A 23948-nucleotide genomic window follows, 5' to 3' on the forward strand; every position below is an offset into this window, starting at 1 on the left:
TGCTGGCATGCTGGTACGCCTGTTGACTGCGAGCATCGAAGTGGAGAGAAGTCAGTGCTGAAGTCAAAGGCGCGCGGCCGTGTCGCCGGGAGGGTCGCCGCGGCCGGAGTGGTCAGCGCGGGCCTTCTCCTGGGCCTGACCGCGCTCGGCGCGCACGCCGACACGAAGACCGTGACGTACACCTGCACCCCGTCGACCAGCGGGGGCACGCCCGTCACGCACGATTTCACCGTGGCGCTCACCTCGACGGGGACCGGCACCCAATACACCGCGACCCTGAACATCCAGCCGCTGAACACCAACAATCAGCCGCTTCTCGCGCCGGTGGCGATCGCCGCCGGCGGCGCCCTCCAGATGCAGCCGAGCGTGCTGGCCTCGGCGCTGCCCGCGGGTGCGACCGCCGGCGTGTCCACGCCCACGCCGACCGTCGCCGTGAACCCGGCCGTGACGGCCTCGGGCTCGTTGCCTCCGCTTCCGGTGGCGACGCTGACCGTCACACCGTCGGCCGGGGCCACCTCCGTCACTCTGACGGCGAAGGACTTCAAGATCAATATGATCGCGCCCGCCGGCACGGGCTCGACCACCACGACGCCCACCACGCTCTACAACTGCGTCATCGCGGCGACGGGCGCCAATACGATGCCCGCGGCGGTGACCATGGCGGTGACGAGCCCCTCGGCGTCCCCCAGCGCGAGCCCGAGCGCGAGCCCCAGCGCCAGCCCTTCCGCGAGCGCCTCACCGTCGCCGCGCAACACCCGGACGGTGTACGAGACCGTCTTCGCGTCGCCCACGCCGTCCAAGAGGAAGACGACGAAGTCCGCCCAGATCGAGAACACGCCCGGGGGCGGCGCGGCCACCGGCGGTGGCGGCGACGCGGGCCCCGACGCCCGTCTCTTCGTCCTCACCGGCACCGCGCTGATGCTGGCGGCGGCGGGCGGCGGCCTCGTGCTCCGGACCCGGCGCCGACCGGTGCGGCACTAGGACGAGTCCATGACCACCCCGCCTCCTGGACAGTACCCGCCGGGCCAGCCGTACGGCATGCCTCCCGGGCCGGGCGGGCAGGGCTACCCGCAGCCGGTTTACGGCCAGCCGGTCTTCCAGCCGGTCATGCTGCCCCAGATGCAGCCCGCGCAGCCGGCGCCCCCGCCGCCCGAGGAGAAGCCGCCCGGCGACGGCGCGCAGGCCATCCGGCGGTTGCTGATCACGGCGGCCGTCGTGGGCCTGGTCGTCGTGATCGTGGGTGTCGTGATCATGGTGAACAACCCCGACCAGTACGCCGCGCCGTCCCGGCAGACGCTGAAGCTCGCGGCCCCGCAGAACGGGCTCGCGCCCTCTGTGGGGCCGGGCGGCGGGCAACCGCTGACGCAGGCGGTCGCCGACGCGCCGCCGCCGGTCCCGAACATCCCGGCGGTTCCGGCGATGCAGCCGTCCACGCCCAAGCGCCTGGTCATCCCCAAGCTCGGCGTGAACGCGCCGATCAAGTCGGTCGGTCTGGACCGCGCCGGCGCGATCCAGACGCCCCCGATCGGCAACCCGAACCTGGTCGGCTGGTATCGCGGCGGCCCGACGGCGGGTGAGGCGGGCCCGGCCGTCATGCTCGGCCACAAGGACACCAACACGCGCAGCGCCGTCTTCACCCGCCTGCACGAGCTGGCGTACGGCGACAAGATCGAGGTGTACCGCCTCGACGGAACCGTGGCCATCTTCACCGTGGGCGGCATCGAGCAGGCGAACAAGCAGACGTTCCCCACCAGCCGGGTGTACGGCCACGCCGACAACGCCGAGCTCAGGCTGATCACCTGCGGTGGCAGCTACAACCGGTCGACCGGTCACTATGTCGACAACGTCATCGTCTACGCCACGATGACCGGCACGCGGCTGGCGAAGTCGAAGTCCTGAGCGGGGCAGCTCGCCGGAAGGACTCGTGATCGGCGGCCGTCGGGGCTATGGTCTCTTCGACCGATCATGAGGAGGGCCTGTGGGCTGGTTCTCGAAAGTCCTGCTCCCCGGCCGGCTGCGCACGGGACCCACGGCGCTGCTGCCCGCTCGGCCGGACCAGAAGACACTGCTGGCCGTCGCGCAACTCGCCGACCCCGAGGCGACGACCGACGGCGACGACATCATCGCGGGCGGATCGCGCATCCAGCCGCCCATCGAGCTGACCGGAGACATCCTCGCCAAGCTCGGCGTGCCCGACTCCGACAGGCTCTGGGCCTGCCGGGTCGCCGCCGAGGGGCCGTTGCCCGTCGACTTCTTCGACAAGAGCCTGGCCGAGGGCATCGCGTACCGTCTGGGCGGCTGGTCGCTCTGCCAGGGCGAGCCGCTCGATCCCGCGGAGGACGGCGGAGACCCGCTGGTCTACCTGCCGGACGTGCCGGAACCCGAGGAGATCCTGCCGGTTCTGGGCGGGCTGCTGGGCCTCGTCGAGGCCGTGGACGCCGAGCGGTGGCCCGAGGGCGAACTCGTCGACGGCATCGTCCACGTCCCCGTCCGCCGCGGCAGGGTGGCCGACGTCTACGCGGGTGACGCGCTCGTCCTCACCGTCGAGGAGGGGCACCGCATCCCGCCCGCCGCCCGCACGCGCTGGCCGTACCTCACGGAGATCGCCGTCGCGCGGGTCTCACCGGGCGGCCGTACGGGGAAGACGGACGCCGACATCGAGGACGCCGACACGGAGGACGCCACCATCGAGGACGCCACCATCGAGGACGCTCACGCCGAGGGCGTCGTGGACGGGGAAGCGGTGCGTGAGGACGACGCACGGGCGGATCTGGTCCGGCGGGCGGCCGTCGCGGTGACGCTCGCGAACGGGCTCCGGGGGATCGCGGCCGACAGCCGCGGATTCCAGCTGGCCGAGCCCGCCGACGTGCTCCCCGGGCGGTACGCCTGAGCCCTGCCCGCACACCGTGCCCGTACCGTCGCCTGCCCCGACGAAAGTTCTGATGTAACCTCTCACTAACCGAACATTGCTCGGTTTCTTATGGAGGCACTGTGGCAGAGGCGTACATCGTCGGGGCGGTCCGCTCGCCGGTCGGCAAGAAGAAGGGCGGGCTCTCCACGGTCCACCCGGTCGACCTGGCCGCCCACACTCTCTCCGCGCTCGTGGAGCGCACCGGCGTCGACCCCGCCGCCGTGGACGACGTGATCATGGGCTGCGTGATGCAGTTCGGCCCGCAGTCCATGGACATCGCGCGCAACGCGTGGCTCAGCGCGGGCCTCCCGGAGACCGTGGCCGGAGTCACCATCGACCGGCAGTGCGGCTCGTCGCAGCAGGCGATCCACTTCGCCGCGCAGGGAGTGCTGTCGGGCACGCAGGACCTCGTCGTGGCGGCCGGCGTCGAGTCGATGTCCATCGTCCCGATGGGATCGAGCATCACGGCGGCGCTGGAGAAGGGCATGCCGTTCCCGTTCGGCGACAAGTGGGTCGAGCGGTACGGCAAGCAGGAGATCTCCCAGTTCCGCGGTGCGGAGCTGATGTGTGAGAAGTGGGGCTTCAGCCGGCAGGACCTGGAGGTCTTCGCCTACGAGAGCCACCAGCGGGCCGCGAAGGCGATCGCCAACGGCCACTTCAAGGAGCAGATCGCCCCCGTCAACGGCGTGAGCGACGACGAGGGCCCGCGGCCCGACACCACGCTCGAGAAGATGGCCGAGCTCAAGACCCTGCGTGAGGGCGGCCGGATCACCGCGGCCACCTCCTCGCAGATCTCCGACGGCTCCGGCGCGCTGCTCATCGCCTCGGAGCAGGCGGTGCGCGACCACGGCCTGACCCCGCGCGCCCGGATCGTCACGCTGACGCTGGTCGGCGACGATCCCGTCTACATGCTGACGGCGCCGATCCCGGCCACCCGGAAGGCACTGGCCAAGGCCGGGCTCTCGATCGAGGACATCGACGTCATCGAGATCAACGAGGCGTTCGCCCCGGTTCCGCTGGCCTGGCTCAAGGAGCTCGGGGCCGACCCGGCCCGGACCAACCCCAACGGCGGTGCGATCGCGCTGGGGCACCCGCTGGGCGGCACCGGCGCGATCCTCATGACCAAGCTGCTGCACGAGCTGGAGCGCACCGGCGGGCGGTACGGCCTGCAGACGATGTGCGAGGGCGGCGGCCAGGCCAACGTCACGATCATCGAGCGCCTCTGACGCTCACGGCGAAGGGCACCCCGGTCGAGCGCTCGGGTGCCCTTTCCGTGTCCGGACGGAACTATTTGGCCCTCGGCAGCCGCCGCGGTGGCCGTACCGGCCGCATGGGCGGGGCCGGGATCTGCCGCGGCGGCGGCGGGAAGGAACGCTGGGGCTGCGGCGTGCGCGGGTTCTGCTGCTTGCCGCCCTTGCTGGACGCGCGAGTACGCATACGGGATCTCCTTGTACGTCGGGAACGCGGCACCGAGGTGCCGACACTCAGCTGCCGCGTCGGTTGGACAGGGCCGGAAAGCTGAGCGGATCAGCGGCTCAGAGGCTGATCAGCGGTCGCCGTAGAAAATCCACATGCGGGTGACAGTAACAAGCTCCCGCATCGCCGGACAAAGGGTTTTTGGGCCCCCAAACCGTGCAAGTGGCCTCCAAGTCGGCCACCAGATCTCGCCAAGTGGGTTCGTGTGTACTCGAACACGTCAAACAAACGTCCCCTGTACAGGAGATACCAGTGAAGTCGCTCAAGCGCGCCGCGGCCGTTCTCGCCACCACCGCCGTCGCCGTCACCACCTTCGGCGTCCTGTCCGCCCCGGCGCACGCCCAGAAGCCCGATGGCTGGTACCGCTGCTACGTCTCGGGCTACGGCTGGATGTACTGCCTCGACGTGTGAGCCTGACCGGCCTAGTGACACGGCCCCGCCCCCGCATGCCGGGGGCGGGGCCGTGCCGTTCCCGTCAGCCGATGTGCCGGTGGACGTCCTCGAACATCGACGGCCCGGTGCGCTGCGGGGCGATCCACGGGCCCTCCATCGACGGGTCGACGATGCCCTCCTCCAGGAACGTGTACCGCCCGTCGAGCACCCGGCGGGCCAGCCGCACGTCGCGGGCGTCGGTGTTGTCCCACAGCCGGTCGAACAGCGCCTCGGCCCGCTGCCTGGCCTGGTGACAGAAGGTGTCCGCGAGCTCGTACGGCTTGCGCCCGAACTCGGCCGACTCCTCCTGGGCGCGCACGCAGACCGCGGTGATGGCGAACAGTTCGGCGCCGATGTCGACGATCCGTGACAGGAACCCCTGCTTGTGCTCCAGCCGCGCCTGCCAGCGGGACATGCCGTAGAACGTCGACCTGGCGAGCTTGCGGCTGGTCCGCTCGACGTACCGCAGATGCTGGGCCAGCGGGCCGAACTCGGCGTACGACGTGGGCACCTGGCCGGGCCCGGTCACCAGGCTCGGCAGCCACCTGGCGTAGAAGGCACCGGCCCGGGTGGCCGCCCGCCCCTTGGCCCGCAGGCCGGCCTGCGGATCGACGAGCTCGCCCGCGACCGACAGATGCGCGTCCACCGCCTCGCGGGCGATGAGCAGGTGCATGATCTCGGTCGAGCCCTCGAAGATGCGGTTGATCCGCATGTCGCGCAGCATCTGCTCGACCGGCACGCCGCGCTCGCCGCGGGCGTGCAGCGACTCGGCGGTCTCGTAACCGCGCCCGCCTCTCATCTGCACGAGCTCGTCCATCAGCCGCCAGGCCATCTCCGAGCCGTACAACTTGGCCAGCGCGGCCTCGATGCGGATGTCGTTGCGCTCGTCGTCGGCCATCCGGCCGGCGAGGTCCACCACCGACTCCAGCGCGTACGTGGTGGCGGCGATGAAGGCGACCTTGCGGGCCACGGCCTCGTGCTGGCCGACCGGCCGGCCCCACTGGACCCGCTCGCGCCCCCACTCACGGGCGATCTTCGTCGCCCACTTCGCCGCGCCGACGCAGGTGGCGGGCAGTGAGAGACGCCCGGTGTTGAGCGTGGTCAAGGCGATCTTCAGGCCCTGGCCCTCGCGGCCGATCAGGTTCTCCACCGGCACGCGCACCTGGTGGAAGCGGGTGACGCCGTTCTCGATCCCGCGCAGGCCCATGAACTGATTGCGGTGCTCGACGGTGATGCCGGGAGAGTCGGCCTCGACCACGAAGGCCGAGATTTTCGCACCGGTCCTGGCCATCACGACCAGCAGGTCGGCCACCACGCCGTTGGTCGTCCACAGCTTGACGCCGTTGATGACGTACGCGTCGCCGTCGCGTACGGCGATCGTCGACAGCCGGGCGGGGTCGGACCCGACGTCCGGCTCGGTCAGCAGGAACGCCGAGATCTCGCCACGGGCGCAGCGGGGCAGGAACCGGCGCTTCTGCTCGGGGGTGCCGAACAGCCGCAGCGGCTGCGGGACCCCGATGGACTGGTGGGCCGACAGCAGCGCGCTGAGCGCGGGGGAGCACGACGTCACGAGTTCCAGTGCGCGGCAGTAGTACAGGTGGCTCAGGCCCAGCCCGCCGTACTCCTCCTCGATGGTCATGCCGAACGCGCCGATCGCCGCAAGGCCCTTGATCACTTCGTCGGGGATCACGGCGGTGCGCTCGATGAGCGCGGGGTCGACCTTCTCCTGCAGGAACCCCCGCAGGGCGCGCAGGAAGTCGTCCCCCTTCTTGATCTCTTCTTCGGTCAGGCGGGGTGCGGGATGCACGAGGTCCAACCGGAAGTTCCCGAGGAAGAGCTGCCTGCCGAAGCTCGGGCGGGTCCATTCCGTCTCGCGCGCCTGCTCGGCAACCTCCCTGGCCTTGGCGTAATCGGTCGTCATCCTCGACCTCCTCGGCGGTGAAGCGAGCTGTACCCGTTACCTACCCGCCAGTAGCCTCTTGCACCGCAGGGAGCCCGATGTGTACGGCGGTTCCCCCGCCGGGAGAGGAGTCGATCCGGCACCGCCCGCCGTGCGCCTCCACGATGGCCTTCACGATCGACAGGCCGAGCCCCGCTCCGCCGGACAGGTGGTCCTCCCCCCGCTGGAACCGGTCGAAGGCGCGTTCCGCCTGTTCCGGGCTCATCCCCGGGCCGCTGTCGCGCACCTCGATCGTCACCGAGTCCCCGGCGCGCACGAGCCGTACGGTGGCCGTCGTGCCCTCGGGGGTGTGCGCCCGCACGTTGCCGAGCAGGTTGACGAGCACCTGGCGGACCCTGGCCTCGTCCACCGTCGCGACCAGGGAGATCGGGGCCTCCACCGTCACGGGATAGGCGGGATCGAGGGCGGCCGAGTCGGCGGCCACCTCGCGGGCCATCTCGGCCAGGTCGGTCTCGCTCAGCGCGAGCGCGGCGCCCCGGTCGAGGCGCGCGAGCTCCAGCATCTCGCCCACCAGGCGGCCCATGCGGTCGGCCTCGGCCTCGATCCGGCCCATGATCTTGGGCAGGTCCTCGGGCGGGATCGCCCCGGCCCGGTAGAGCTCCGCGTAGCCCGAGATGGTCGACAGGGGAGTGCGCAGCTCGTGGGAGGCGTCGGCGGCGAACCGGCGCACGCGGTCCTCCGACGCCTGGCGGTCGCGGAAGGCGCCGGCGATGCGGTCGAGCATGAGGTTGATCGCCGCGCCGAGCCTGCCGACCTCGGACGGCCCCTCCGGCATCCGGGCCGACAGGTCGCCCCGCTCGGCCACGAGATGCGCGGTCCGCGCCATCTTGCCCAGGGGCGCCAGGCCGCCGGCGATCAGCAGCCGGCCGCCCGCAGCCAGCAGCAGGATCAGCGCCCCGCCGGTCGCCAGTTCGCTGATCAAAAGGTGGCGCACCGGATCGTCGACCGCGTCCAGGGGCACCGCGACCACCACCAGCCGCAGGCCGCTCGGCGACATCGCCGCGGCCGCGATCAGGTCGTGGCCGCCGCTCGGGTCGAGGTCGAAGGTGCGGCCCTGCGCCGCGTACGCCAGCAGGTTGTCCTTGCCGAGCCTCTCGGCCAGATCCGGCACGGCCGCGGCGTCGGCGGCGTCGCCGCTCACCAGGCGGGCCCGGCCCTCCGTGAGGTCGTAGGCGGCGACGGCGTAGGTGGAGCCGGTCAGCGCCTGCGCGAGCGGGTCTCCCACGACCACCCGGCGTGCGGCGGTGACGGTCGCCGCCACCACCTGCCCCTCCAGACGCGTACGCAGGTGCCCGCGCAGGACGACGACGCTGACGAAGGAGAGCACGACGAGCAGGACCGCGCTCACCCCGAGCAGCCCGGCGAGCAGGCGCGTCCTGAGCGACATCACGGGTCCGTCACATGTCCTGCGGCGGGCGGAGCGCGTATCCGATGCCGCGCTGGGTGTGGATCAGCGGCGGACCGAGCGGGTCGAGCTTGCGGCGCAGGTAGGAGATGTAGGTCTCCAGCACCTGGGAGCTGCCGCCGTAGCCCCAGACCTCCTCGAGCAGGCGCCGCTTGGTGAGCACCAGACCGGCGTTCGCCATCAGAAAGGCCAGCAGGCGGAACTCGGTCGGCGACAGGTCCACCGGGACGCCGCCGCGCCGCACCTCCCAGCGCGCCTCGTCGAGCTCCAGGTCCGCGACCCGGAGGATCGGCCCGTGCGCCCGCTCGGCCGCCTCCGGCACGCTCGTACGGCGCAGCACGGCGCGGATCCGCGCGACCAGCGCCTCGACCGAGAAGGGCTTGGTGACGTAGTCGTCGCCACCGAGGGTCAGCCCGCGTACGGTGTCGGCGACCGCGTCGCGGGCGGTGAGGAAGATCACAGGAGGATGCACGCCGCCGGCCCGGATCCGCCGGCACACCTCGAAGCCGTCGATGTCGGGGAGCATGACGTCGAGGACGACCAGGTCGGGCTGGTCCTTCATGACCTCGCCGAGCGCCGCGGCCCCGGAGCCCACGGCCGTCACCCGGAAGCCGTGGAATCTGAGGGCGACTTCCACGATGTCCCGGATGTTCGGCTCGTCCTCGACGACGAGGATCCTGGTTTCACTCATGCGGGACCCATTGTGCAGGCAGGAAGCATATGTCGCACAATTCGGGTCTGCGGCTCCGGCAGCCGGGCGCCCTGCTACTTGGCGCCCCGCCACTCGGGTGCGCTGCTGCTTGGGAACCCCGCCACTCGGGTGTGCTGCTGCTTGGGGACCCTGCTACTTGGGGACCCTGGCGACGCAGAACACGGTCTGGCCGAACGGCGGGCGGACGAACCGCTCGATGAGCCGGGTCATCGGCACGACGGTCCGGTCGTAGATCTTCACGAGCCGGGGGTCGGGGTAGCCCACGCCGCCCCGCCGCACGGCCGCCCACCAGGCGATGCCGCCGAGGAAGTTGATCGGCTTGAGCACCTGTACGTCGAGGCCGGCCGCGGTGACCGTCTTGCGCAGCGTGGCGGGGGTGTAGCGGGTGACGTGCCCCACCTTGCGGTCGAAGTCCCCGTAGAGCTGCATGTAGCCGGGCACCCAGATGACGATCCGGCCGCCGGGGGCGGTCACCCTGGCCAGCGAGCGCAGCGCCTCGACGTCCTCCTCGATGTGCTCCAGGACGTTCATCATGACGACGGTGTCGACCGGCTCGGCCAGCGGGATGTCGGTCGGCAGGCCGAACTGGAGCACCGACACGTCGTCGCGGTCCTCGAACCTCTTGCGCAGTTGCTCGACGCAGTAGGGATCGAAGTCGCTCACCACGAGCCTGTCCAGGCGCGGCAGGAACTGCTCGGCGAAGTGCCCGAGACCCGAGCCGATCTCCAGCAGCGACCGCCCGACGTGCGGCGCGACCATGTCGAACTCGTACTGCCGGTAGTTCTTGGCCTCGTCGCCGCCGAGGTGGTTCTCCAGAGCCTCGTCCCCGGCCGCCGGCTGGACTACTCGGTCATACCCAGACATAGGATCCTCGATCTGCACGCTGACGGTCTTGGAAAGTGTAGTGCCCGCCCCATCGGCGGGTGTCCGCTTCGCCGCAGGGGCCGCCCGCGGGCTGCCGACGGCGTCGTGGACGGCGCTGTGGACGGGATGCCCCGCTGCTCGTAGGCTTCACCTCCGTCCGCCGATCCGCCCCGATCCCCCTTGTATGGACGACGACGAGGCAGTGACCCGTGCCCTGGCCGGTGACCTTGACGCCTACGAGGTGCTGGTCACCCGGTACAGCGCGGTCGCCCACCGTACGGCGAGCCTGCTGGGCGCGGCCGACGAGGCGGAGGACGTCGTCCAGGAGGCGTTCGTCAAGGCGTTCCGCCACCTGAAGGGCTTCCGCCGGGGCTCGTCCTTCCGCCCCTGGCTGCTGCGCATCGTGGCCAACGAGACCCACGACCTCACCCGGTCGCGCGGCCGCCGCTCCGACCTCGCCCTGCGGCTCGGCCGCGAGCGGGAGCCGTACGGACCGGAGGACCCGCAGAGCGCGGCCGTGGACGCGGACGGCAGGTCCCGCCTGCTGGAGGCGGTACGCGCGCTGCCCCACGGGGAACGCGAAGCCGTGGTCTGCCGGTATTTCCTGCAGTTGTCGGAGGCGGAGACGGCCGAGGTCCTCGGCGTACGGCTCGGCACGGTGAAGTCGCGGACGTTCCGGGCCCTGCGGCGCCTGCGGGAGGAGGTGGGCCGTGAGTGATGACGACGGGCCGGAGCCGCTCGAGGCGCGCCTGCGGGCTCTCGGCGCGGACCTGACCGCGCCCGCCCCGCCCCCCGCCGACGTGGCCCGCGCCGTACGCGCCCGGCTGCGGGACGACGGCGCCGAGGACGAGCGGGCGTGGCGCCCGGATCGGCGTCGGCCCGATCGGTGGCGGCCCGATCGGTGGCGGCGCGATTGGTGGCGGCGCGATTGGTGGCGGCCCGATCGGTGGCGGCGCGATTGGTGGCGGCGCGATTGGTGGCGGCCCGATTGGTGGCGGCGCGGCCGGCGGCCGTCGCCGCGGGTGGCGGCGGCGTCGGTGGCGGTCCTGATGGCCGTGCTGCTCGGGGCCACCCCGCAGGGCCGGGCCGCGGTGGTGTCGGTGCTGCGCTTCGCGGGCGTGGACATCCACGTCGGCCGCCCGGGGCCGCTGCCCACGGGAGTGCCGAGCCCGCTGCCCGGCGAGCGCCGGGTGACGCTGGAGGAGGCGCGGCGGACCGCGCGGTTCCCCCTCGCCGTGCCGTCCGCGCTCGGCGCCCCCGCCGACGTGCGGCTCGCCGACGGCGGACGGGTGGTGACGCTGCTGTGGCCGGGTGTCCGGCTCGACGAGTTCGACGGGACGCTCAGCGTCGTCTGGCACAAGGAACTCGGCGAGCCGTTTCCCGAGCAGGTGGACGCCGTCCGCGGCTGGTGGATCCGCCAGCCCCACGGCGTGTCGTACGTGCCGTTCGGCGGCGCGCCGCGTGAGGAGCGGGTGGCCGGGCCGACGCTCGTCTGGCAGCACGGGCTGGTCGGCATGCGGCTGGAGGGGCCGGACCGCGCCGAGGCCGTACGGATCGCCTCCTCGGTCCGATGAACCGGACGATCACTCGGGGGAGGCGAGCCAGCCGTCGATCTCGCTCAGCAACTCCTTCTTGACCGCGTCGGGCGCCCTGGACGACCGGATCGACTGCCGGGCGAGCTCGGCGAGCTCGGCGTCGCTGAAGCCGTACACGTCCCTGGCGAGCTCGTACTGCGGCAGCAGCCGCGCGCCGAACAACAGCGGGTCGTCGGCGCCGAGGGCGATCGGCACCCCGGCCTCGAAAAGCCGCCGCAGCGGCACGTCCTCGGGCCGTTCCGCCACGCCCAGGCCCACGTTGGACAGCGGGCACACCTCGCAGGTGATCTGCCGGTCGGCCAGCCGCTCCATCAGACGGGGCGACTCGGCCGCGCGCACCCCGTGGCCGATCCGGTCGGCGCCCAGGTCGTCGAGGCACTCGGCGACGCTCGCCGCGCCCAGCAGCTCGCCGCCGTGCGGCACCGCGAGCAGCCCGGCGCGCCTGGCGATCCGGAAGGCGTGCTCGAAGTCCCTGGCCCGGCCGCGCCGCTCGTCGTTGGACAGGCCGAAGCCGACCACGCCCCTGCCCTCGTACCGCGACGCCAGGCGGGCCAGCGTCCTGGCGTCGAGCGTGTGCCGGGTGCGGTTGGCGGCCACGATCACCGCCATCCCGATCCCGGCCTGCCTGGCGGCCGTCTCCGTCGCGTCGAGGACGAGTTCGAGGGTCTCGGTCAGCCCGCCGAAACGCTGGGCGTACCCGGACGGGTCGACCTGGATCTCCAGCCAGCGCGACCCCTCCCGGGCCTCGTCCTCAGCGGCCTCACGCAGCAGGCGGTAGACGTCCTCGGGCCGGCGCAGCACCGACCGCGCGATGTCGTACAACCGCTGGAACCGGAACCAGCCGCGTTCGTCGGTCGCCCGCAGTTTCGGCGGCCAGTCCTCCACCAGCGCGTCGGGGAGATGGACGCCCTGCTCCCGGGCGAGCTCGATCAGCGTCGTGTGCCGCATCGAGCCGGTGAAGTGCAGGTGCAGATGTGCTTTGGGGAGCGTGTCGAGTGGGCGTGCCATCTCCATATGTTGCCGCATCCCGTTGACAACCCGTCGGCGGGTTGGCGCGTTGGGGAGGGGCGAAAGGGGAGCTCATGACCGAAGAAGACGAGGCGGCCTTCGACGAGTTCCTGGCCGCGCGCAGCACCGCTCTTCTGCGCACCGCGATCCTGGTCTGCGGCGCCTCGGCGACCGACGCCGAGGACATGGTCCAGAGTGCGCTGGAGAAGGTCTACCGGCACTGGCCGCGCATCCGGCACGACAACCCCGAGGCGTACGCGCGCCGGGTCGTGGTGAACGGCGCGATCAGCAGGGCCCGGCGGCGCAGGGTGGTCCAGGAGATCACCTTCGCCCAGCCGCCGGAGACACCTGTGGAGTCGCCGGACCTCGGCCTGCGCGACGTGCTCGTCACCGAGCTCAGGAAGCTGCCGGCCCGGATGCGGGCCGTACTGGTCCTGCGCTACTGGGAGGACATGTCGGAGGCCGAGACCGCTGCGCTGCTCGGCTGCTCGGTCGGCACCGTCAAGAGCCAGGCCGCCCGTGGCCTGGCACGCGTGCGCGCACGCATGGAGAACCTGGAAGGAGCGTCCGCATGAACGTCGAAGAGGCACTGAGAGATGCCATGGCCGCTCAGGTCGCCGGCGTGCACGCGTCGCCGTCGCTGGGTCAGGCCGTCCGGCGGCGCAACCGCCGCCACGTCGTGAGATTTCGTGTGGCGGGTGCGGTCGTGGTCGCCGCGGCGGTCGCCGTGGGCGTGCCCGTGGCGTTGACCGCCCGGCCCGGCACCGCCCCCGGCGCCGGCAGCCTCGCCGGGACCGGCGCCGCCGGCCAGGAAGGTCCGGCCGCGGCCGCCTCCGGCGATACCGTCGCCACGCCGGAAGTGCTCGTCCCCGACGTGGTCGGCAAGCGCGCCGCGGAGGTCGGCGCCATCCTGGAGGAGGCCGGCTACACGGTGAGAGTCATGAAGATGCTCAACGACGACGTCCCGGCAGGCACGGTCTTCGCCCAGACGCCACAGCCGGGGACGGCCGCTCCCCCCGGGGCGGCGGTCACGATCATGATCGCCACAACGGCCGGCCCGACCCCCGCCCCTTCGGAGGACGCCGAGGGGGCGAGGATGCCCCAGGACCTCGGCGACCTGGGGGACGGCAGGACGTTCGGCGGCGTACACGTCGGCTACCTGCCCGAAGGGCTCGAATGGGGCAAGTGGTCCGGCAAGGACGGGTTCGGCAAGGGGACCTACACCACGAGCTGGGAGGAGCCCGGCCTGGAACCCGGCATGTACAACGTCCAGATGGTCGTCTACCGGAAGGACGCCGTGAGCATGCTGACCAAGCGCATGCGGAGCTTCGCCGCGCAGGGCGCCGAGCCGATCGAGGTCGGCGGCAGAAAGGCCTACCTGGTCAGCCTGTCGGAGGGCGGCGACAGAGTCCTGGACGGCGGAACCCGGACGATCGTGTGGACCCTGGCGCCCGGTGTCGGGGCCGAGGTCATGATGAGCCCCGACTACGCAGCGAAGATCGGCGCCGCCGCGGCCGACAGGGAGCTCGAGAAGATCGCCGCAGGGGTCGTCCTCGACAGGTGACCCCGCCGGTCCCCCCGCCTCCGCGCCCTGGCCGGGGGCGGGCAGCACCGGAAGGCCTCCGTTCGCCGATCTGCTCGCTCAGGGCCGGATCGGGGAGCTCGCCGCGCCGGCGCAGCCGCCCGACCTGGCCGGCTACGTCGACCTGGCGCTGCGCAGCGGCTTTCCCGAGGCTCAGCGGATGCCCGCCCCGGTGCGGATGCGGTGGCTGGACAGCTACATCGAGCAGACCCGCACGCGGGATATCGAGACCCTGGACGGGCGGCGCGACCCCGTCCGCCTCCGGGCCTATCTGGAGGCGCTGGCCCTCAACACCGCGGGTGTGGTCACGGACAAGACGCTCTATGACGCGGCGGCCGTCAACGCCCGCACGGGAGAGGCGTACGAGCGTCTCCCGCATGATCTCCTCATCGTCGACAAGGTTCCCGCCTGGTTGAGCAATCGGCTGAAGCGGCTTGTTCGCGGGCCCAGGCGGTATCTCGTCGACCCGGCCCTGGTCGCGGCCCTGCTGCGGGTGGACGGGCGTGCGCTCATCCGCGACGGCGATCTGCTCGGCCGGTTGCCGGACACCTTCGTGCGGTGGCTGCGGGACGAGCTGGGCGACCGATTCGTGGCCGGTGTCGTCCTGCACACCGGACCGCGCGCGTCCACGAGCTGGACGAGAGGATCGTCGCCGCCCCCATCTGCGTCCTGTGGTTCTGAGACCCGCACAGGGCGCGAGAGCCGGGTTCTCGGCTGGTCATCGGATAGACGAAGGCCCGGCCCAGCATGATGGGGACCGGGCCTGCGTGCCCGCGCTTCGGTTGCTCGGCGCTTCGGGTTCAGTGCGCCTCGGCCAGGAGCTTGGTCACCCGGCTGACGCCCTCGACCAGGTCGTCGTCGCCCAGCGCGTACGACAGGCGGAAGTAGCCCGGAGTGCCGAACGCCTCGCCGGGCACCAGCGCGACCTCGGCCTCCTCCAGGATGAGCTCGGCCAGCTCGGCCGAGGTCTGCGGGCGCCTGCCGCGAAGCTCCTTGCCCAGCAGCGCCTTCACCGACGGGTACGCGTAGAACGCGCCGAACGGCTCGGGGCAGACCACGCCGGGGATCTCGTTGAGCATCCGGACCATGGTCTGGCGGCGCCGGTCGAAGGCCGCCCGCATCTCGGCGACGGCGGACAGGTCGCCGGAGACGGCGGCGAGCGCGGCGGCCTGGGCGACGTTGGAGACGTTCGAGGTGGCGTGGGACTGCAGGTTCGTCGCCGCCTTGACCACGTCGGCCGGGCCGATCAGCCAGCCCACCCGCCAGCCGGTCATCGCGTACGTCTTGGCCACGCCGTTCAGCACGACGACCCGGTCGCGCAGCTCGGGCACGGCGGTGGCGACGCTGGAGAACTTCGCCTCGCCGTAGACCAGGTGCTCGTAGATCTCGTCGGTGACGACCCACAGGCCCTTGTCGAGCGCCCAGCGGCCGATCTCCTCGACCTGGGCGGGGGAGTAGACGGCCCCGGTGGGGTTCGACGGCGAGACGAACAGCAGCACCTTGGTGCGGTCGGTCAGCTTCTCCTCCAGCTGCTCGACCGAGGCCAGATAGCCGGTCGTCTCGTCGGTGACCACGTCGACCTGGACGCCGCCCGCTAGCTTGATCGCCTCCGGGTACGTCGTCCAGTACGGCGCCACGACCAGGACCTCGTCACCCGGGTCGAGCAGCGTGGCGAAGGCCTCGTAGACCGCCTGCTTGCCGCCGTTCGTCACCAGGACCTGGGCGGCCTCGACCTGAAACCCGCTGTCGCGCAGCGTCTTGTCCGCGATCGCCTGCTTGAGCTCGGGCAGGCCCCCGGCCGGGGTGTACTTGTGGAACCTGGGGTTCCGGCACGCCTCGATGGCCGCCTCGACGATGTAGTCGGGCGTGGGGAAGTCGGGCTCGCCGGCGCCGAAGCCGATGACCGGCCGACCGGCCGCCTTCATCGCCTTGGCCTTGGCGTCCACGGCCAGAGTCGCGGACTCGGAGATCGCGGAAATACGTGCGGAGATGCGAGGTCGGGTCATGGCTCCATCGTTCCAGACGCGCCACGCGGTTTCGTCTCCATATCCAGGATGCGGACGGGTTCTCGCGGTAGCTTTGAACCGCACGAACGGCACTCGGGCCGCCTCTCCGGGCGGCGCGACGACCACGTGGTTCGACGGACTGGTGAATCCCGCGTACACTTCACCGACTAGTGGGCCACGTGAACGACGGGACGGACGCTTCTCCGCGTTTCTCGGGTATCGTGGTGCACGGCTTAGGGCACTAGCGCAATTGGTAGCGCACCGGTCTCCAAAACCGGCGGTTGGGGGTTCGAGTCCCTCGTGCCCTGCGGAGTGCGGTCCGCGCAACAATGGCGTGAAAGCGCGCCGCAACTGCGACGGACACGACGGATCAGGTGAGGACTGTGGCGATCGACACCCGCGGCGAGACCGCTGGCAAGCCAGGCAAGCCGACCAGTGAGAAGAAGGCAAAGCGCACCTCGCCCGCTCTTTTCTACCGGCAGGTCGTCGCCGAGCTGCGCAAGGTCATCTGGCCCCGGCGCAATGAGCTGATCTCGTACACGGTAGTTGTCCTGGTCTTCGTCGTGATCATGGTTGGACTCGTGTTCGGGATCGATACGCTGCTGGGTAAGGGTGTGCTCTGGCTCTTCGGCGGATCCTGATCCCGCCGGAGACGTCGCAGCGCGTCAAGACACCAAGCGAAGAAGGAAGAGTCCCGTGTCCGAGTCCCCGATGCCGGCCGACCGCTCCCATGACGAGGATGACGAGTGGGGCACCGAGCAGGACGAGGCCGTAGCAGAGGTCGAGGAGACCACGGTCGCCGACTCAGACGGTGGTGACGGCGGCGAAGACTCGGCTGAGGTCGCCCCGCAGGTCGACGAGGACGGTGACGTCCTCCCGGATGTCGACCCGGTCGAGGAGTTCAAGCGCCAGCTTCGCGGTCAGTTCGGCGAGTGGTACGTCATCCACTCGTACGCCGGTTACGAGAACCGGGTGAAGCAGAACATCGAGAGCCGCATCGGGTCCCTCAACATGGAGGATTTCATCTTCCAGGTCGAGGTGCCGACCCACACGATCACGGAGTTCAAGGGCGGCAAGAAGACTCCGATCAAGGAGCGCGTGCTTCCCGGTTACGTCCTGGTCCGGATGGACCTGACCGACGAGTCCTGGGCCGCGGTGCGCAACACGCCCGGTGTGACCGGCTTCGTCGGCCTGTCCAACAAGCCGAGCCCGCTGAACCTCGACGAGGTCGCCAAGCTGCTCGCCCCGGAGCCTTCCGAGGAAGTCAAGAAGGCCACGACCAAGACGACCACCGCGACCGTCGACTTCGAGGTCGGCGAGTCCGTCACGGTCATGGACGGGCCGTTCGCCACGCTGCCGGCCACGGTCAGCGAGATCAGCGCCGAGTCGCAGAAGCTCAAGGTCCTCGTCTCGATCTTCGGTCGAGAGACCCCGGTCGAGCTGTCGTTCAACCAGGTCTCGAAGATCTGACCGTCTCGCGTAGACTCGATAGCCGTCCTCACGCACGCCCTGCTTCGGCGTGCCCGTGAGGCTTTTGTAGGACAAAGGACCCGGAGAAGGACAAATGCCTCCAAAGAAGAAAGTCGCGGCCCTGGTGAAGGTCCAGCTTCCCGCTGGACAGGCCACCCCCGCGCCGCCGGTCGGTACCGCGCTCGGTCCGCACGGCGTCAACATCATGGACTTCGTCAAGCAGTACAACGCTGCGACGGAGGCCCAGCGGGGCAACATCATCCCCGTCGAGATCACCATCTTCGAAGACCGCACCTTCACCTTCATCACGAAGACGCCGCCCGCGCCCGAGCTGATCAAGAAGGCCGCCGGTCTGCAGAAGGGCAGCGCGAACCCGCACAAGGACAAGGTGGGCAAGCTGACCCGCGAGCAGCTTCGCCAGATCGCCGAGACCAAGATGCAGGACCTCAACGCCAACGACGTCGAGGCCGCCGAGAAGATCATCGCCGGCACCGCCCGCTCCATGGGCATCACCATCGCCGACTGAGAATCTCCGCGAGGGCTCGTAAGCGCCCGAGGCGCCGCGCCGCACGCGCGGCAATCCAACGCTGTGGGAGGGCCGAAGCGCCGGCCCGGACCACGATCTCCACGAGGAGCACGAAGTGAAGCGCAGCAAGAACTGGAAGAACGCGGCGGCCGAGGTCGACCGCGCGGCCCTGTACAACCCGCTCGACGGCGTACGGCTGGCCAAGAAGACCGCGACCACGAAGTTCGACGCGACCGTCGAGGTCGCCCTGCGGCTGGGCGTCGACCCCCGCAAGGCCGACCAGATGGTCCGCGGCACCGTCAACCTCCCGCACGGCACCGGCAAGACCGCCCGGGTCCTGGTCTTCGCGACCGGTGACCGTGCCGAGGAGGCCCGCGCGGCGGGCGCCGACATCGTCGGCTCCGACGAGCTGATCGACGAGGTGTCCAAGGGCCGTCTCGACTTCGACGCGGTCGTCGCCACCCCGGACCTGATGGGCAAGGTCGGTCGCCTGGGCCGCGTGCTCGGCCCCCGCGGCCTCATGCCGAACCCGAAGACCGGCACCGTCACGCCCGACGTGGCCAAGGCCGTCACCGACATCAAGGGCGGAAAGATCGAGTTCCGGGTCGACCGGCACGCGAACCTGCACTTCATCATCGGCAAGGCGTCCTTCGACGACCGTCAGCTCGTGGAGAACTACGCCGCGGCGCTGGACGAGGTCCTGCGTCTCAAGCCGTCGGCGGCCAAGGGCCGTTACCTCAAGAAGGTCACCTTCACCACGTCCATGGGCCCGGGCATCCCGGTCGACCCCAACGTGACGCGGGCGATGACCGCCGAGATCGACGCCTGAGCCGTCGCTCCGGCCGGTACGACGACGGAAGCCCCCGCCCTTCTCGGGCGGGGGCTTCCGCGCGTCTTGGGCGGATCACGAGCTTTCGTGCGTCTCTCCATGATCAGACGGCGAATAAACTTCGGGCGTGACCGAAGAGCGCAGGGATCCCGTCGATCACATCCTTGACCAGTGGAAACGCGAGCGGCCCGACCTGGACCTGTCGGCCATGGGGGTCTTCGGCCGCCTCGCCCTGGTGACCCGGGTGGTCGAGGGCAGGGTCGAGGAGGTCTTCAACCGGCACGGCCTGCGCTCGGGAGACTTCGACGTGCTGGCCGCGCTACGCCGTTCCGGCCCGCCGTACACGCTGATCCCGTCCGAGCTGTCGGACATGGTGATGATGTCGCGCGCCGGCATGACCAGCCGGCTCGACCGGCTGGAGGCCGCCGGGCTGATCGAGCGCAGTCTCGACCCGGCCGATCGGCGCAGCTTCAAGGTCACCCTTTCTGAGAAGGGGCGTGAGGTGATCGACGCGGCCCTCGCCGACCACGCGGCGAACCTCGCCCGGCTCGCGTCGGGGCTGTCCTCGCGGGAGGCCGCCACGCTGGACCGGTTGCTGCGCGACCTGCTCACGTCGCTGGCCTGACACACCTGCCGGCTCATCGGCGTACGCCGCGGCGCCGGACAGCCGCGCTGGCACGGGTGGCGGTGATGTCGCGGGTGATGTGCAGGGATTGTGCAGGGCTGATGGCGGTTCATCCCGAGGTGGCGCACCCGGTGCGTTAGGCGCATAGGGTCAAGGGCAGGTAAAGGGGGAAACCGAAGGGATGGACACAATGCGACGACTACTGGTGGCCGCCGGAGCGGTGGCCGCGATCACGGTCGCGGGATGCGGGACGACCGCGACTCCGTCTCTCCAGAACGCGCAGCTCTCGGCGGCCGAGGTCATCCAGCAGACCGCACAGAAGGCCGACGGGGTCAACACCTATGCCGCGGACCTCGTGGTCAACGTGACCGACGCCAAGGGCGGTCAGGGCGGGGTCGTCCAGGGGACGATGCTCTACCAGAAGACCCCGCAGATCGCCTCCGACATCAACCTCACCCAGCTGTCGTTCAACGGGCAGAACGTGCCCGGCGGCGTGCGGGTGATCCTCCAGGGCGACGTGGCGTACGTGAAGCTCGACATGCTCAAGACCCTGGTGGGCGCCACCAAGCCGTGGATCAGGCTCGACCTGAAGCAGCTCGGCTCGCAGGCCGGCGTGAACGTCGACCAGTTCCTCGGCCAGGCCCAGCAGTTCGACCTGAAGACGAGCGCCGCTCTGCTGACCGCGTCCAAGGACGTGAAGTCCGTCGGCAGCGAGCAGGTCGGCGGCGTGGAGACGACCCACTACTCGGGCACGTTCCCGGTCGACGAGGCGGTCAAGCAGCTTCCCGAGGAGCAGCGCGGGCGTCTGCAGGGTGAGCTCGCGAGCGCCAAGGACGTCAAGTTCGACGCGTGGATCGACGCCCAGGGCCTGCCCCGCAAGGTCGAGCTGAGCGGCGGCAAGCCGGACGCCGGGACGTTCAAGGCCACCGCGATGTTCAAGTCGTTCAACGAGCCGGTCTCGATCGAGGCGCCGGCCGCCGACCAGGTGGGCGAACTGCCGAAGACGCTGCCGCAGCCGTCCGGCCTCGGCGGCTGATTTGGCGTCCAGCCGGTTGACAACGTAGTCTGTCTCCTGCCGAAGACCGCCGGTCGTCGCTGGGCCTACAGCCCGGCGACCGAAGGATCCACGTTGAGTGGACGGCCCGCGTAGGTGTGGAGACGCTTGAGGACGTTCGACGTCCGTCCAAGCCCCGTGCGCCTGCGCCGGGGCTTGTCTGTTTTCCGAGGGCCTTCGCCGGCGGCACATCTGGAAGGAGGCCCATGGCGAAGGCGGAGAAGAGCGTCGCGATCGCCGAGCTCAAGAGTGAGTTCGAGGGATCCAGCGCCGCCGTTCTGACCGAATACCGCGGTCTCACCGTCGCTCAGCTCAAGCAGCTGCGCGTTTCTCTCGGTGGGAATGCGAAGTTCGCCGTGGCGAAGAACACGCTCACCAAGATCGCGGCCAACAACGCCGGGATCACCGCCCTGGACGACCTGTTCCAGGGCCCGACCGCCATCGCGTTCGTCAAGGGCGACGTCGTGGAGGCGGCCAAGGGTCTGCGTGACTTCGCCAAGGCCAACCCCCTCCTGGTGATCAAGGGCGGCGTCGTCGACGGCAAGTCGATGACCCCCGACGAGATCACGAAGCTTGCCGACCTTGAGTCCCGTGAGGTGCTCCTCGCGAAGCTGGCCGGTGCGCTGAAGGCCAAGCAGTCCCAGGCTGCCGCCACCTTCGCCGCGCTGCCCACCACCATGGCTCGACTGGCCGAGGCTCTGCGCGCCAAGCGCGAAGAGGCCGGTGAGTAGGTCCGCGCAGCGGACGGGGGGAAGCGCGCACCGCGGTCCCTTTTCACTTTTTTGCTAGATCCACTGGAGGAACACATCATGGCGAAGCTCAGCACCGACGAGCTGCTCGAGACCTTCAAGGAGATGACCCTCCTTGAGCTGTCCGAGTTCGTGAAGGTCTTCGAGGAGACCTTCGACGTCAAGGCCGCCGCTCCGGTCGCCGTCGCCGCCGCCCCGGCCGCCGGTGGCGCCGGTGGCGCTGCCGAGGAGGCCGAGGAGCAGGACGAGTTCGACGTCATCCTCGAGGCCGCCGGCGACAAGAAGATCCAGGTCATCAAGGAGATCCGCGCCCTGACGAGCCTGGGCCTCAAGGAGGCCAAGGACCTCGTGGACGGCGCTCCGAAGCCGGTCTTCGACGGCAAGGTCAACAAGGAGCAGGCCGAGAAGGCGAAGGCTGCCCTCGAGGGCGCCGGCGCCACCGTCACCGTCAAGTAAGACGGTCGCGCAACACGCTTCACCGAAGGGGCGGGTCCATCCAGGTGCCGGATGGGACCGCCCCTTTCGCATGTCCGGAAGTCGCCTGCGATCCAGACCCTTATGAGCAGGCCGGGCCCGTTGCCCTATCGTGCGGACATAGGATCCGCGCGACATGATCGGGCCGAGGCCACCGGTGCTCAGGAGGTGCGGGGATGCGGCGAGCGCTGACCGTCGGGCTCGTCCTCCTGGTGGCCGTGTCGGCCCTGGCGGTCCTGCGGCTCGTCCGGGCCCGTACGGAGGCCCTGGCGGCGGAACAGGACCGCGAGATGGCCGTGAGGGCCGCCGCGGCGCACGCCGTGAGCCTCATGTCCATCGACCACCGCCGCATCGACGACGACATCAAGCGCGCGCTGGCCACCTCCACGGGTCCCGAGCGGGCACGGTACGCGGCCGGGCAGGCGGCGCTGAGGGACGCCACGCTGAAGAACAAGGCCGTCCAGACGGGTGTCCTGCGGGCCTCCGCGCTCGCCTCCCTCGACGGCGACCGGCGTACGGCGCAGGTGCTGATCGTCGGCGACGCGGTGATCCACTGGGAGGACGGCAGGAAGGCCCCTCCGGAGGAGCGCTTCTTCCGCTGGCGTATGGACGTCACGAACGCCTCGGGTCTGTGGCTGGTCTCCCGCGCGGAGCTGGTGCAGTGAGGCGCCTCCTGGTGTCGCTGACGGCCCTCGTGGCGGCCGGGCTGGCCGTCGCCGCCGTGTGGCTGTTTCTCGACCTGCGCCGGCTCCAGGCGGCCGAGACGGCCTCCCATGAGGCCCTGGCGGCCGCCCGATCCTACGCCCCCGACATGCTGTCGTACGACTACCGTACGATCGACCGGGACATGCTGAGGGCGGGCGCGCACGCCACCGGGCAGCTGGCGGAGCACTACCGGACGCTCGCGGCGACACTCGGCCCGCGGGCGCGTGAGCGGCGGACGGTCCAGCACGCCGTCGTGGCCGCCGCCGGCGTGGAGTCGGCGACGCCGGGAGAGGTCCGGGTGCTGCTGTTCGTGAACATGGTCACGGCACGCTCGGGCCCGGGTCAGGAGGAGCCGAAGCAGCAGGTCAGCCAGGGGAGAGCGCGCCTGGTCATGGTGACGCAGGGCGACGGCTGGAGAGCCTCCCGGCTGTCCACGCTGCTGGGTGACACGCCCGTCCCCTAGGCCCGTGGCTAAATTGTTAGCAAAGAAGACGTTTAGGCCGGGGCTAGGGCTGGGTATCCAGGGCATGGCGGCGTCGACCCACGGTCAGCGTTGGCCCGTTCGAGTGACTGAGCGTTACCCGTCTCCGGTCCCGGGTAGGGACTGGGTCCCGGCGCTCGCTCGGTCCCAAGGGCGGGAAAAACCCAGCGTGACGCCCGTAGGTTAGGCGAAATGTCGGCTCTCGGGCTTGACGTTTCGGCGCTGACGGGTGATGCTGCCACCAACGTGGAGCGCAGAGCGATAGCGGAGTGGACAGGTGTATGCCGATCGGCTACACTGCCCCTTTGCGCTGCCCTTTGACGACCGTCTCTCTGAGTAACTCTTAGTCCTGGTCGTCTGGCGTGCGTGTAGTCAGTCCGCGAGCCCTCGGAAGGACATCTGTTGGCAGCCTCGCGCAACGCCTCCGCCGTACCCGCCGGTCCCCGTACCGTGTCGTTCGCACGTATCGAGGAGCCGCTCGAAGTACCCGACCTTCTCGCCCTGCAGACCGAGTCCTTCGATTGGCTGCTCGGTAACGAGAGATGGAAGGGCCGGGTTGAGGCGGCTCGCCAGGCCGGGCGCAAGGACGTCCCGGCCCAGTCGGGTCTCGAAGAGATCTTCGAGGAGATCAGTCCCATCGAGGACTTCTCCGGAACCATGTCCCTGTCGTTCCGGGACCACAGGTTCGAGCCGCCCAAGTACTCAGTCGATGAGTGCAAAGACAAGGACATGACCTACTCCGCCCCGATGTTCGTCACGGCGGAGTTCATCAATAACACCACAGGTGAGATCAAGAGCCAGACGGTGTTCATGGGCGACTTCCCGCTCATGACGTCGAAGGGCACGTTCATCATCAACGGCACCGAGCGTGTCGTGGTCTCCCAGCTCGTCCGGTCACCCGGTGTCTACTTCGACCGCTCGGTCGACAAGACCTCCGACAAGGACCTGTTCGGCTGCCGGGTGATCCCGTCGCGCGGCGCGTGGCTCGAGTTCGAGATCGACAAGCGGGACAGCGTCGGCGTGCGCATCGACCGCAAGCGCAAGCAGCCGGTCACCGTGCTGCTCAAGGCGCTCGGCTGGACCA

General features: G+C 70.4%; 27 protein-coding genes, 1 tRNA gene and 1 pseudogene. 22 read left to right on the forward strand and 7 right to left on the reverse strand.

Annotation, left to right across the window (positions count from 1 at the left end):
• Positions 1–54 precede the first annotated feature (54 nt).
• The 4 genes from AAH991_RS20730 to AAH991_RS20745 all read left to right on the forward strand — a co-directional run bounded on the left by AAH991_RS20730 (position 55) and on the right by AAH991_RS20745 (position 4137).
• A complete protein-coding gene (locus tag AAH991_RS20730; RefSeq protein WP_346227512.1) occupies positions 55–981 on the forward strand; it encodes a hypothetical protein in 927 nt (308 codons plus the stop codon).
• A gap of 9 nt (positions 982–990) precedes the next feature.
• Positions 991–1899, forward strand: coding sequence for a class F sortase (locus tag AAH991_RS20735; protein ID WP_346227513.1), 909 nt, complete (start codon positions 991–993; stop codon positions 1897–1899).
• A 79-nt stretch (positions 1900–1978) separates the two neighbouring features.
• On the forward strand, positions 1979–2890 hold the full coding sequence (locus tag AAH991_RS20740; protein ID WP_346227514.1) for a hypothetical protein: 912 nt from the start codon (positions 1979–1981) through the stop codon (positions 2888–2890).
• A 101-nt stretch (positions 2891–2991) separates the two neighbouring features.
• Complete coding sequence (locus AAH991_RS20745; protein ID WP_346227515.1) at positions 2992–4137, forward strand: acetyl-CoA C-acetyltransferase; 1146 nt, start codon at positions 2992–2994, stop codon at positions 4135–4137.
• Between the two features lie 61 nt (positions 4138–4198).
• Here AAH991_RS20745 and AAH991_RS20750 read toward each other — a convergent pair whose 3' ends face one another.
• A complete protein-coding gene (locus AAH991_RS20750; protein WP_346227516.1) occupies positions 4199–4348 on the reverse strand; it encodes a hypothetical protein in 150 nt (49 codons plus the stop codon).
• 291 nt (positions 4349–4639) lie between these two features.
• Here AAH991_RS20750 and AAH991_RS20755 point away from each other — a divergent pair, with 291 nt between their 5' ends.
• Positions 4640–4798 carry a hypothetical protein gene (locus AAH991_RS20755; protein WP_346227517.1) on the forward strand — a complete coding sequence of 53 codons (159 nt, stop codon included), beginning with the start codon at positions 4640–4642 and terminating at the stop codon, positions 4796–4798.
• A gap of 64 nt (positions 4799–4862) precedes the next feature.
• Here AAH991_RS20755 and AAH991_RS20760 read toward each other — a convergent pair whose 3' ends face one another.
• The 4 genes from AAH991_RS20760 to AAH991_RS20775 all read right to left on the reverse strand — a co-directional run bounded on the left by AAH991_RS20760 (position 4863) and on the right by AAH991_RS20775 (position 9760).
• Positions 4863–6740 (reverse strand): acyl-CoA dehydrogenase family protein, encoded by a 1878-nt coding sequence (locus AAH991_RS20760; protein WP_346227518.1) that lies wholly within the window; start codon positions 6738–6740, stop codon positions 4863–4865.
• Positions 6741–6780: 40 nt separating this feature from the next.
• Positions 6781–8166 (reverse strand): sensor histidine kinase, encoded by a 1386-nt coding sequence (locus tag AAH991_RS20765; protein WP_346227519.1) that lies wholly within the window; start codon positions 8164–8166, stop codon positions 6781–6783.
• A gap of 10 nt (positions 8167–8176) precedes the next feature.
• Positions 8177–8875 (reverse strand): response regulator transcription factor, encoded by a 699-nt coding sequence (locus AAH991_RS20770; RefSeq protein WP_346227520.1) that lies wholly within the window; start codon positions 8873–8875, stop codon positions 8177–8179.
• Positions 8876–9028: 153 nt separating this feature from the next.
• Positions 9029–9760, reverse strand: coding sequence for a class I SAM-dependent methyltransferase (locus tag AAH991_RS20775; protein ID WP_346227521.1), 732 nt, complete (start codon positions 9758–9760; stop codon positions 9029–9031).
• Positions 9761–9944: 184 nt separating this feature from the next.
• On the opposite strand from AAH991_RS20775, the gene AAH991_RS20780 reads away from it, so the two are divergent.
• Both AAH991_RS20780 and AAH991_RS20785 read left to right on the forward strand, forming a co-directional pair.
• Positions 9945–10478, forward strand: coding sequence for an RNA polymerase sigma factor (locus AAH991_RS20780; protein ID WP_346227522.1), 534 nt, complete (start codon positions 9945–9947; stop codon positions 10476–10478).
• Complete coding sequence (locus AAH991_RS20785) at positions 10471–11334, forward strand: hypothetical protein (RefSeq protein WP_346227523.1); 864 nt, start codon at positions 10471–10473, stop codon at positions 11332–11334. The genes AAH991_RS20780 and AAH991_RS20785 overlap by 8 nt, the downstream gene beginning before the upstream one ends.
• Positions 11335–11343: 9 nt before the next feature.
• On the opposite strand, the gene AAH991_RS20790 is transcribed toward AAH991_RS20785, so the two are convergent.
• Positions 11344–12363, reverse strand: a complete 1020-nt coding sequence (locus AAH991_RS20790; RefSeq protein WP_346227524.1) for an adenosine deaminase — start codon at positions 12361–12363, stop codon at positions 11344–11346.
• A 74-nt stretch (positions 12364–12437) separates the two neighbouring features.
• Here AAH991_RS20790 and AAH991_RS20795 point away from each other — a divergent pair, with 74 nt between their 5' ends.
• The 3 genes from AAH991_RS20795 (at position 12438) to AAH991_RS20805 (ending at position 14696) form a co-directional block, all read left to right on the forward strand.
• Complete coding sequence (locus tag AAH991_RS20795; protein ID WP_346227525.1) at positions 12438–12938, forward strand: SigE family RNA polymerase sigma factor; 501 nt, start codon at positions 12438–12440, stop codon at positions 12936–12938.
• Positions 12935–13927: a PASTA domain-containing protein gene (locus AAH991_RS20800; RefSeq protein ID WP_346227526.1), complete on the forward strand. Its 993-nt coding sequence runs from the start codon at positions 12935–12937 to the stop codon at positions 13925–13927. Before AAH991_RS20795 ends, AAH991_RS20800 begins: the two co-directional genes overlap by 4 nt.
• 142 nt (positions 13928–14069) lie before the next feature.
• A complete protein-coding gene (locus tag AAH991_RS20805) occupies positions 14070–14696 on the forward strand; it encodes a DUF8612 domain-containing protein (RefSeq protein ID WP_507185152.1) in 627 nt (208 codons plus the stop codon).
• A 49-nt stretch (positions 14697–14745) separates the two neighbouring features.
• On the opposite strand, the gene AAH991_RS20810 is transcribed toward AAH991_RS20805, so the two are convergent.
• A complete protein-coding gene (locus AAH991_RS20810; RefSeq protein ID WP_346227528.1) occupies positions 14746–15951 on the reverse strand; it encodes a pyridoxal phosphate-dependent aminotransferase in 1206 nt (401 codons plus the stop codon).
• Positions 15952–16186: 235 nt separating this feature from the next.
• On the opposite strand from AAH991_RS20810, the gene AAH991_RS20815 reads away from it, so the two are divergent.
• The 12 genes and pseudogenes from AAH991_RS20815 to AAH991_RS20870 all read left to right on the forward strand — a co-directional run.
• Positions 16187–16259 (forward strand) — tRNA-Trp (locus AAH991_RS20815).
• 75 nt (positions 16260–16334) lie between these two features.
• Complete coding sequence (secE, locus tag AAH991_RS20820) at positions 16335–16592, forward strand: preprotein translocase subunit SecE (protein ID WP_346227529.1); 258 nt, start codon at positions 16335–16337, stop codon at positions 16590–16592.
• Positions 16593–16647: 55 nt separating this feature from the next.
• Positions 16648–17421: a transcription termination/antitermination protein NusG gene (gene nusG / locus AAH991_RS20825; protein ID WP_346227530.1), complete on the forward strand. Its 774-nt coding sequence runs from the start codon at positions 16648–16650 to the stop codon at positions 17419–17421.
• 94 nt (positions 17422–17515) lie between these two features.
• Complete coding sequence (gene rplK / locus AAH991_RS20830; RefSeq protein ID WP_030510282.1) at positions 17516–17947, forward strand: 50S ribosomal protein L11; 432 nt, start codon at positions 17516–17518, stop codon at positions 17945–17947.
• A gap of 115 nt (positions 17948–18062) precedes the next feature.
• Positions 18063–18776 (forward strand): 50S ribosomal protein L1, encoded by a 714-nt coding sequence (gene rplA / locus AAH991_RS20835; RefSeq protein WP_169988796.1) that lies wholly within the window; start codon positions 18063–18065, stop codon positions 18774–18776.
• A 127-nt stretch (positions 18777–18903) separates the two neighbouring features.
• Positions 18904–19401, forward strand: a complete 498-nt coding sequence (locus AAH991_RS20840) for a MarR family winged helix-turn-helix transcriptional regulator (protein WP_346227531.1) — start codon at positions 18904–18906, stop codon at positions 19399–19401.
• A gap of 190 nt (positions 19402–19591) precedes the next feature.
• A complete protein-coding gene (locus AAH991_RS20845) occupies positions 19592–20437 on the forward strand; it encodes an SCO4651 family lipoprotein (protein WP_346227532.1) in 846 nt (281 codons plus the stop codon).
• A gap of 224 nt (positions 20438–20661) precedes the next feature.
• Positions 20662–21186 carry a 50S ribosomal protein L10 gene (gene rplJ / locus AAH991_RS20850; RefSeq protein WP_079319155.1) on the forward strand — a complete coding sequence of 175 codons (525 nt, stop codon included), beginning with the start codon at positions 20662–20664 and terminating at the stop codon, positions 21184–21186.
• Between the two features lie 78 nt (positions 21187–21264).
• A complete protein-coding gene (gene rplL, locus AAH991_RS20855; protein WP_076438522.1) occupies positions 21265–21660 on the forward strand; it encodes a 50S ribosomal protein L7/L12 in 396 nt (131 codons plus the stop codon).
• Positions 21661–21854: 194 nt separating this feature from the next.
• On the forward strand, positions 21855–22343 hold the full coding sequence (locus tag AAH991_RS20860; RefSeq protein WP_346227533.1) for an Rv1363c family protein: 489 nt from the start codon (positions 21855–21857) through the stop codon (positions 22341–22343).
• Positions 22340–22846, forward strand: a complete 507-nt coding sequence (locus AAH991_RS20865) for a hypothetical protein (protein WP_346227534.1) — start codon at positions 22340–22342, stop codon at positions 22844–22846. The genes AAH991_RS20860 and AAH991_RS20865 overlap by 4 nt, the downstream gene beginning before the upstream one ends.
• Before the next feature lie 420 nt (positions 22847–23266).
• Positions 23267–23948: pseudogene (locus AAH991_RS20870) on the forward strand (DNA-directed RNA polymerase subunit beta); the annotation flags it as partial.

Source organism: Microbispora sp. ZYX-F-249 (genome assembly GCF_039649665.1).
GTDB lineage: Bacteria > Actinomycetota > Actinomycetes > Streptosporangiales > Streptosporangiaceae > Microbispora > Microbispora maris.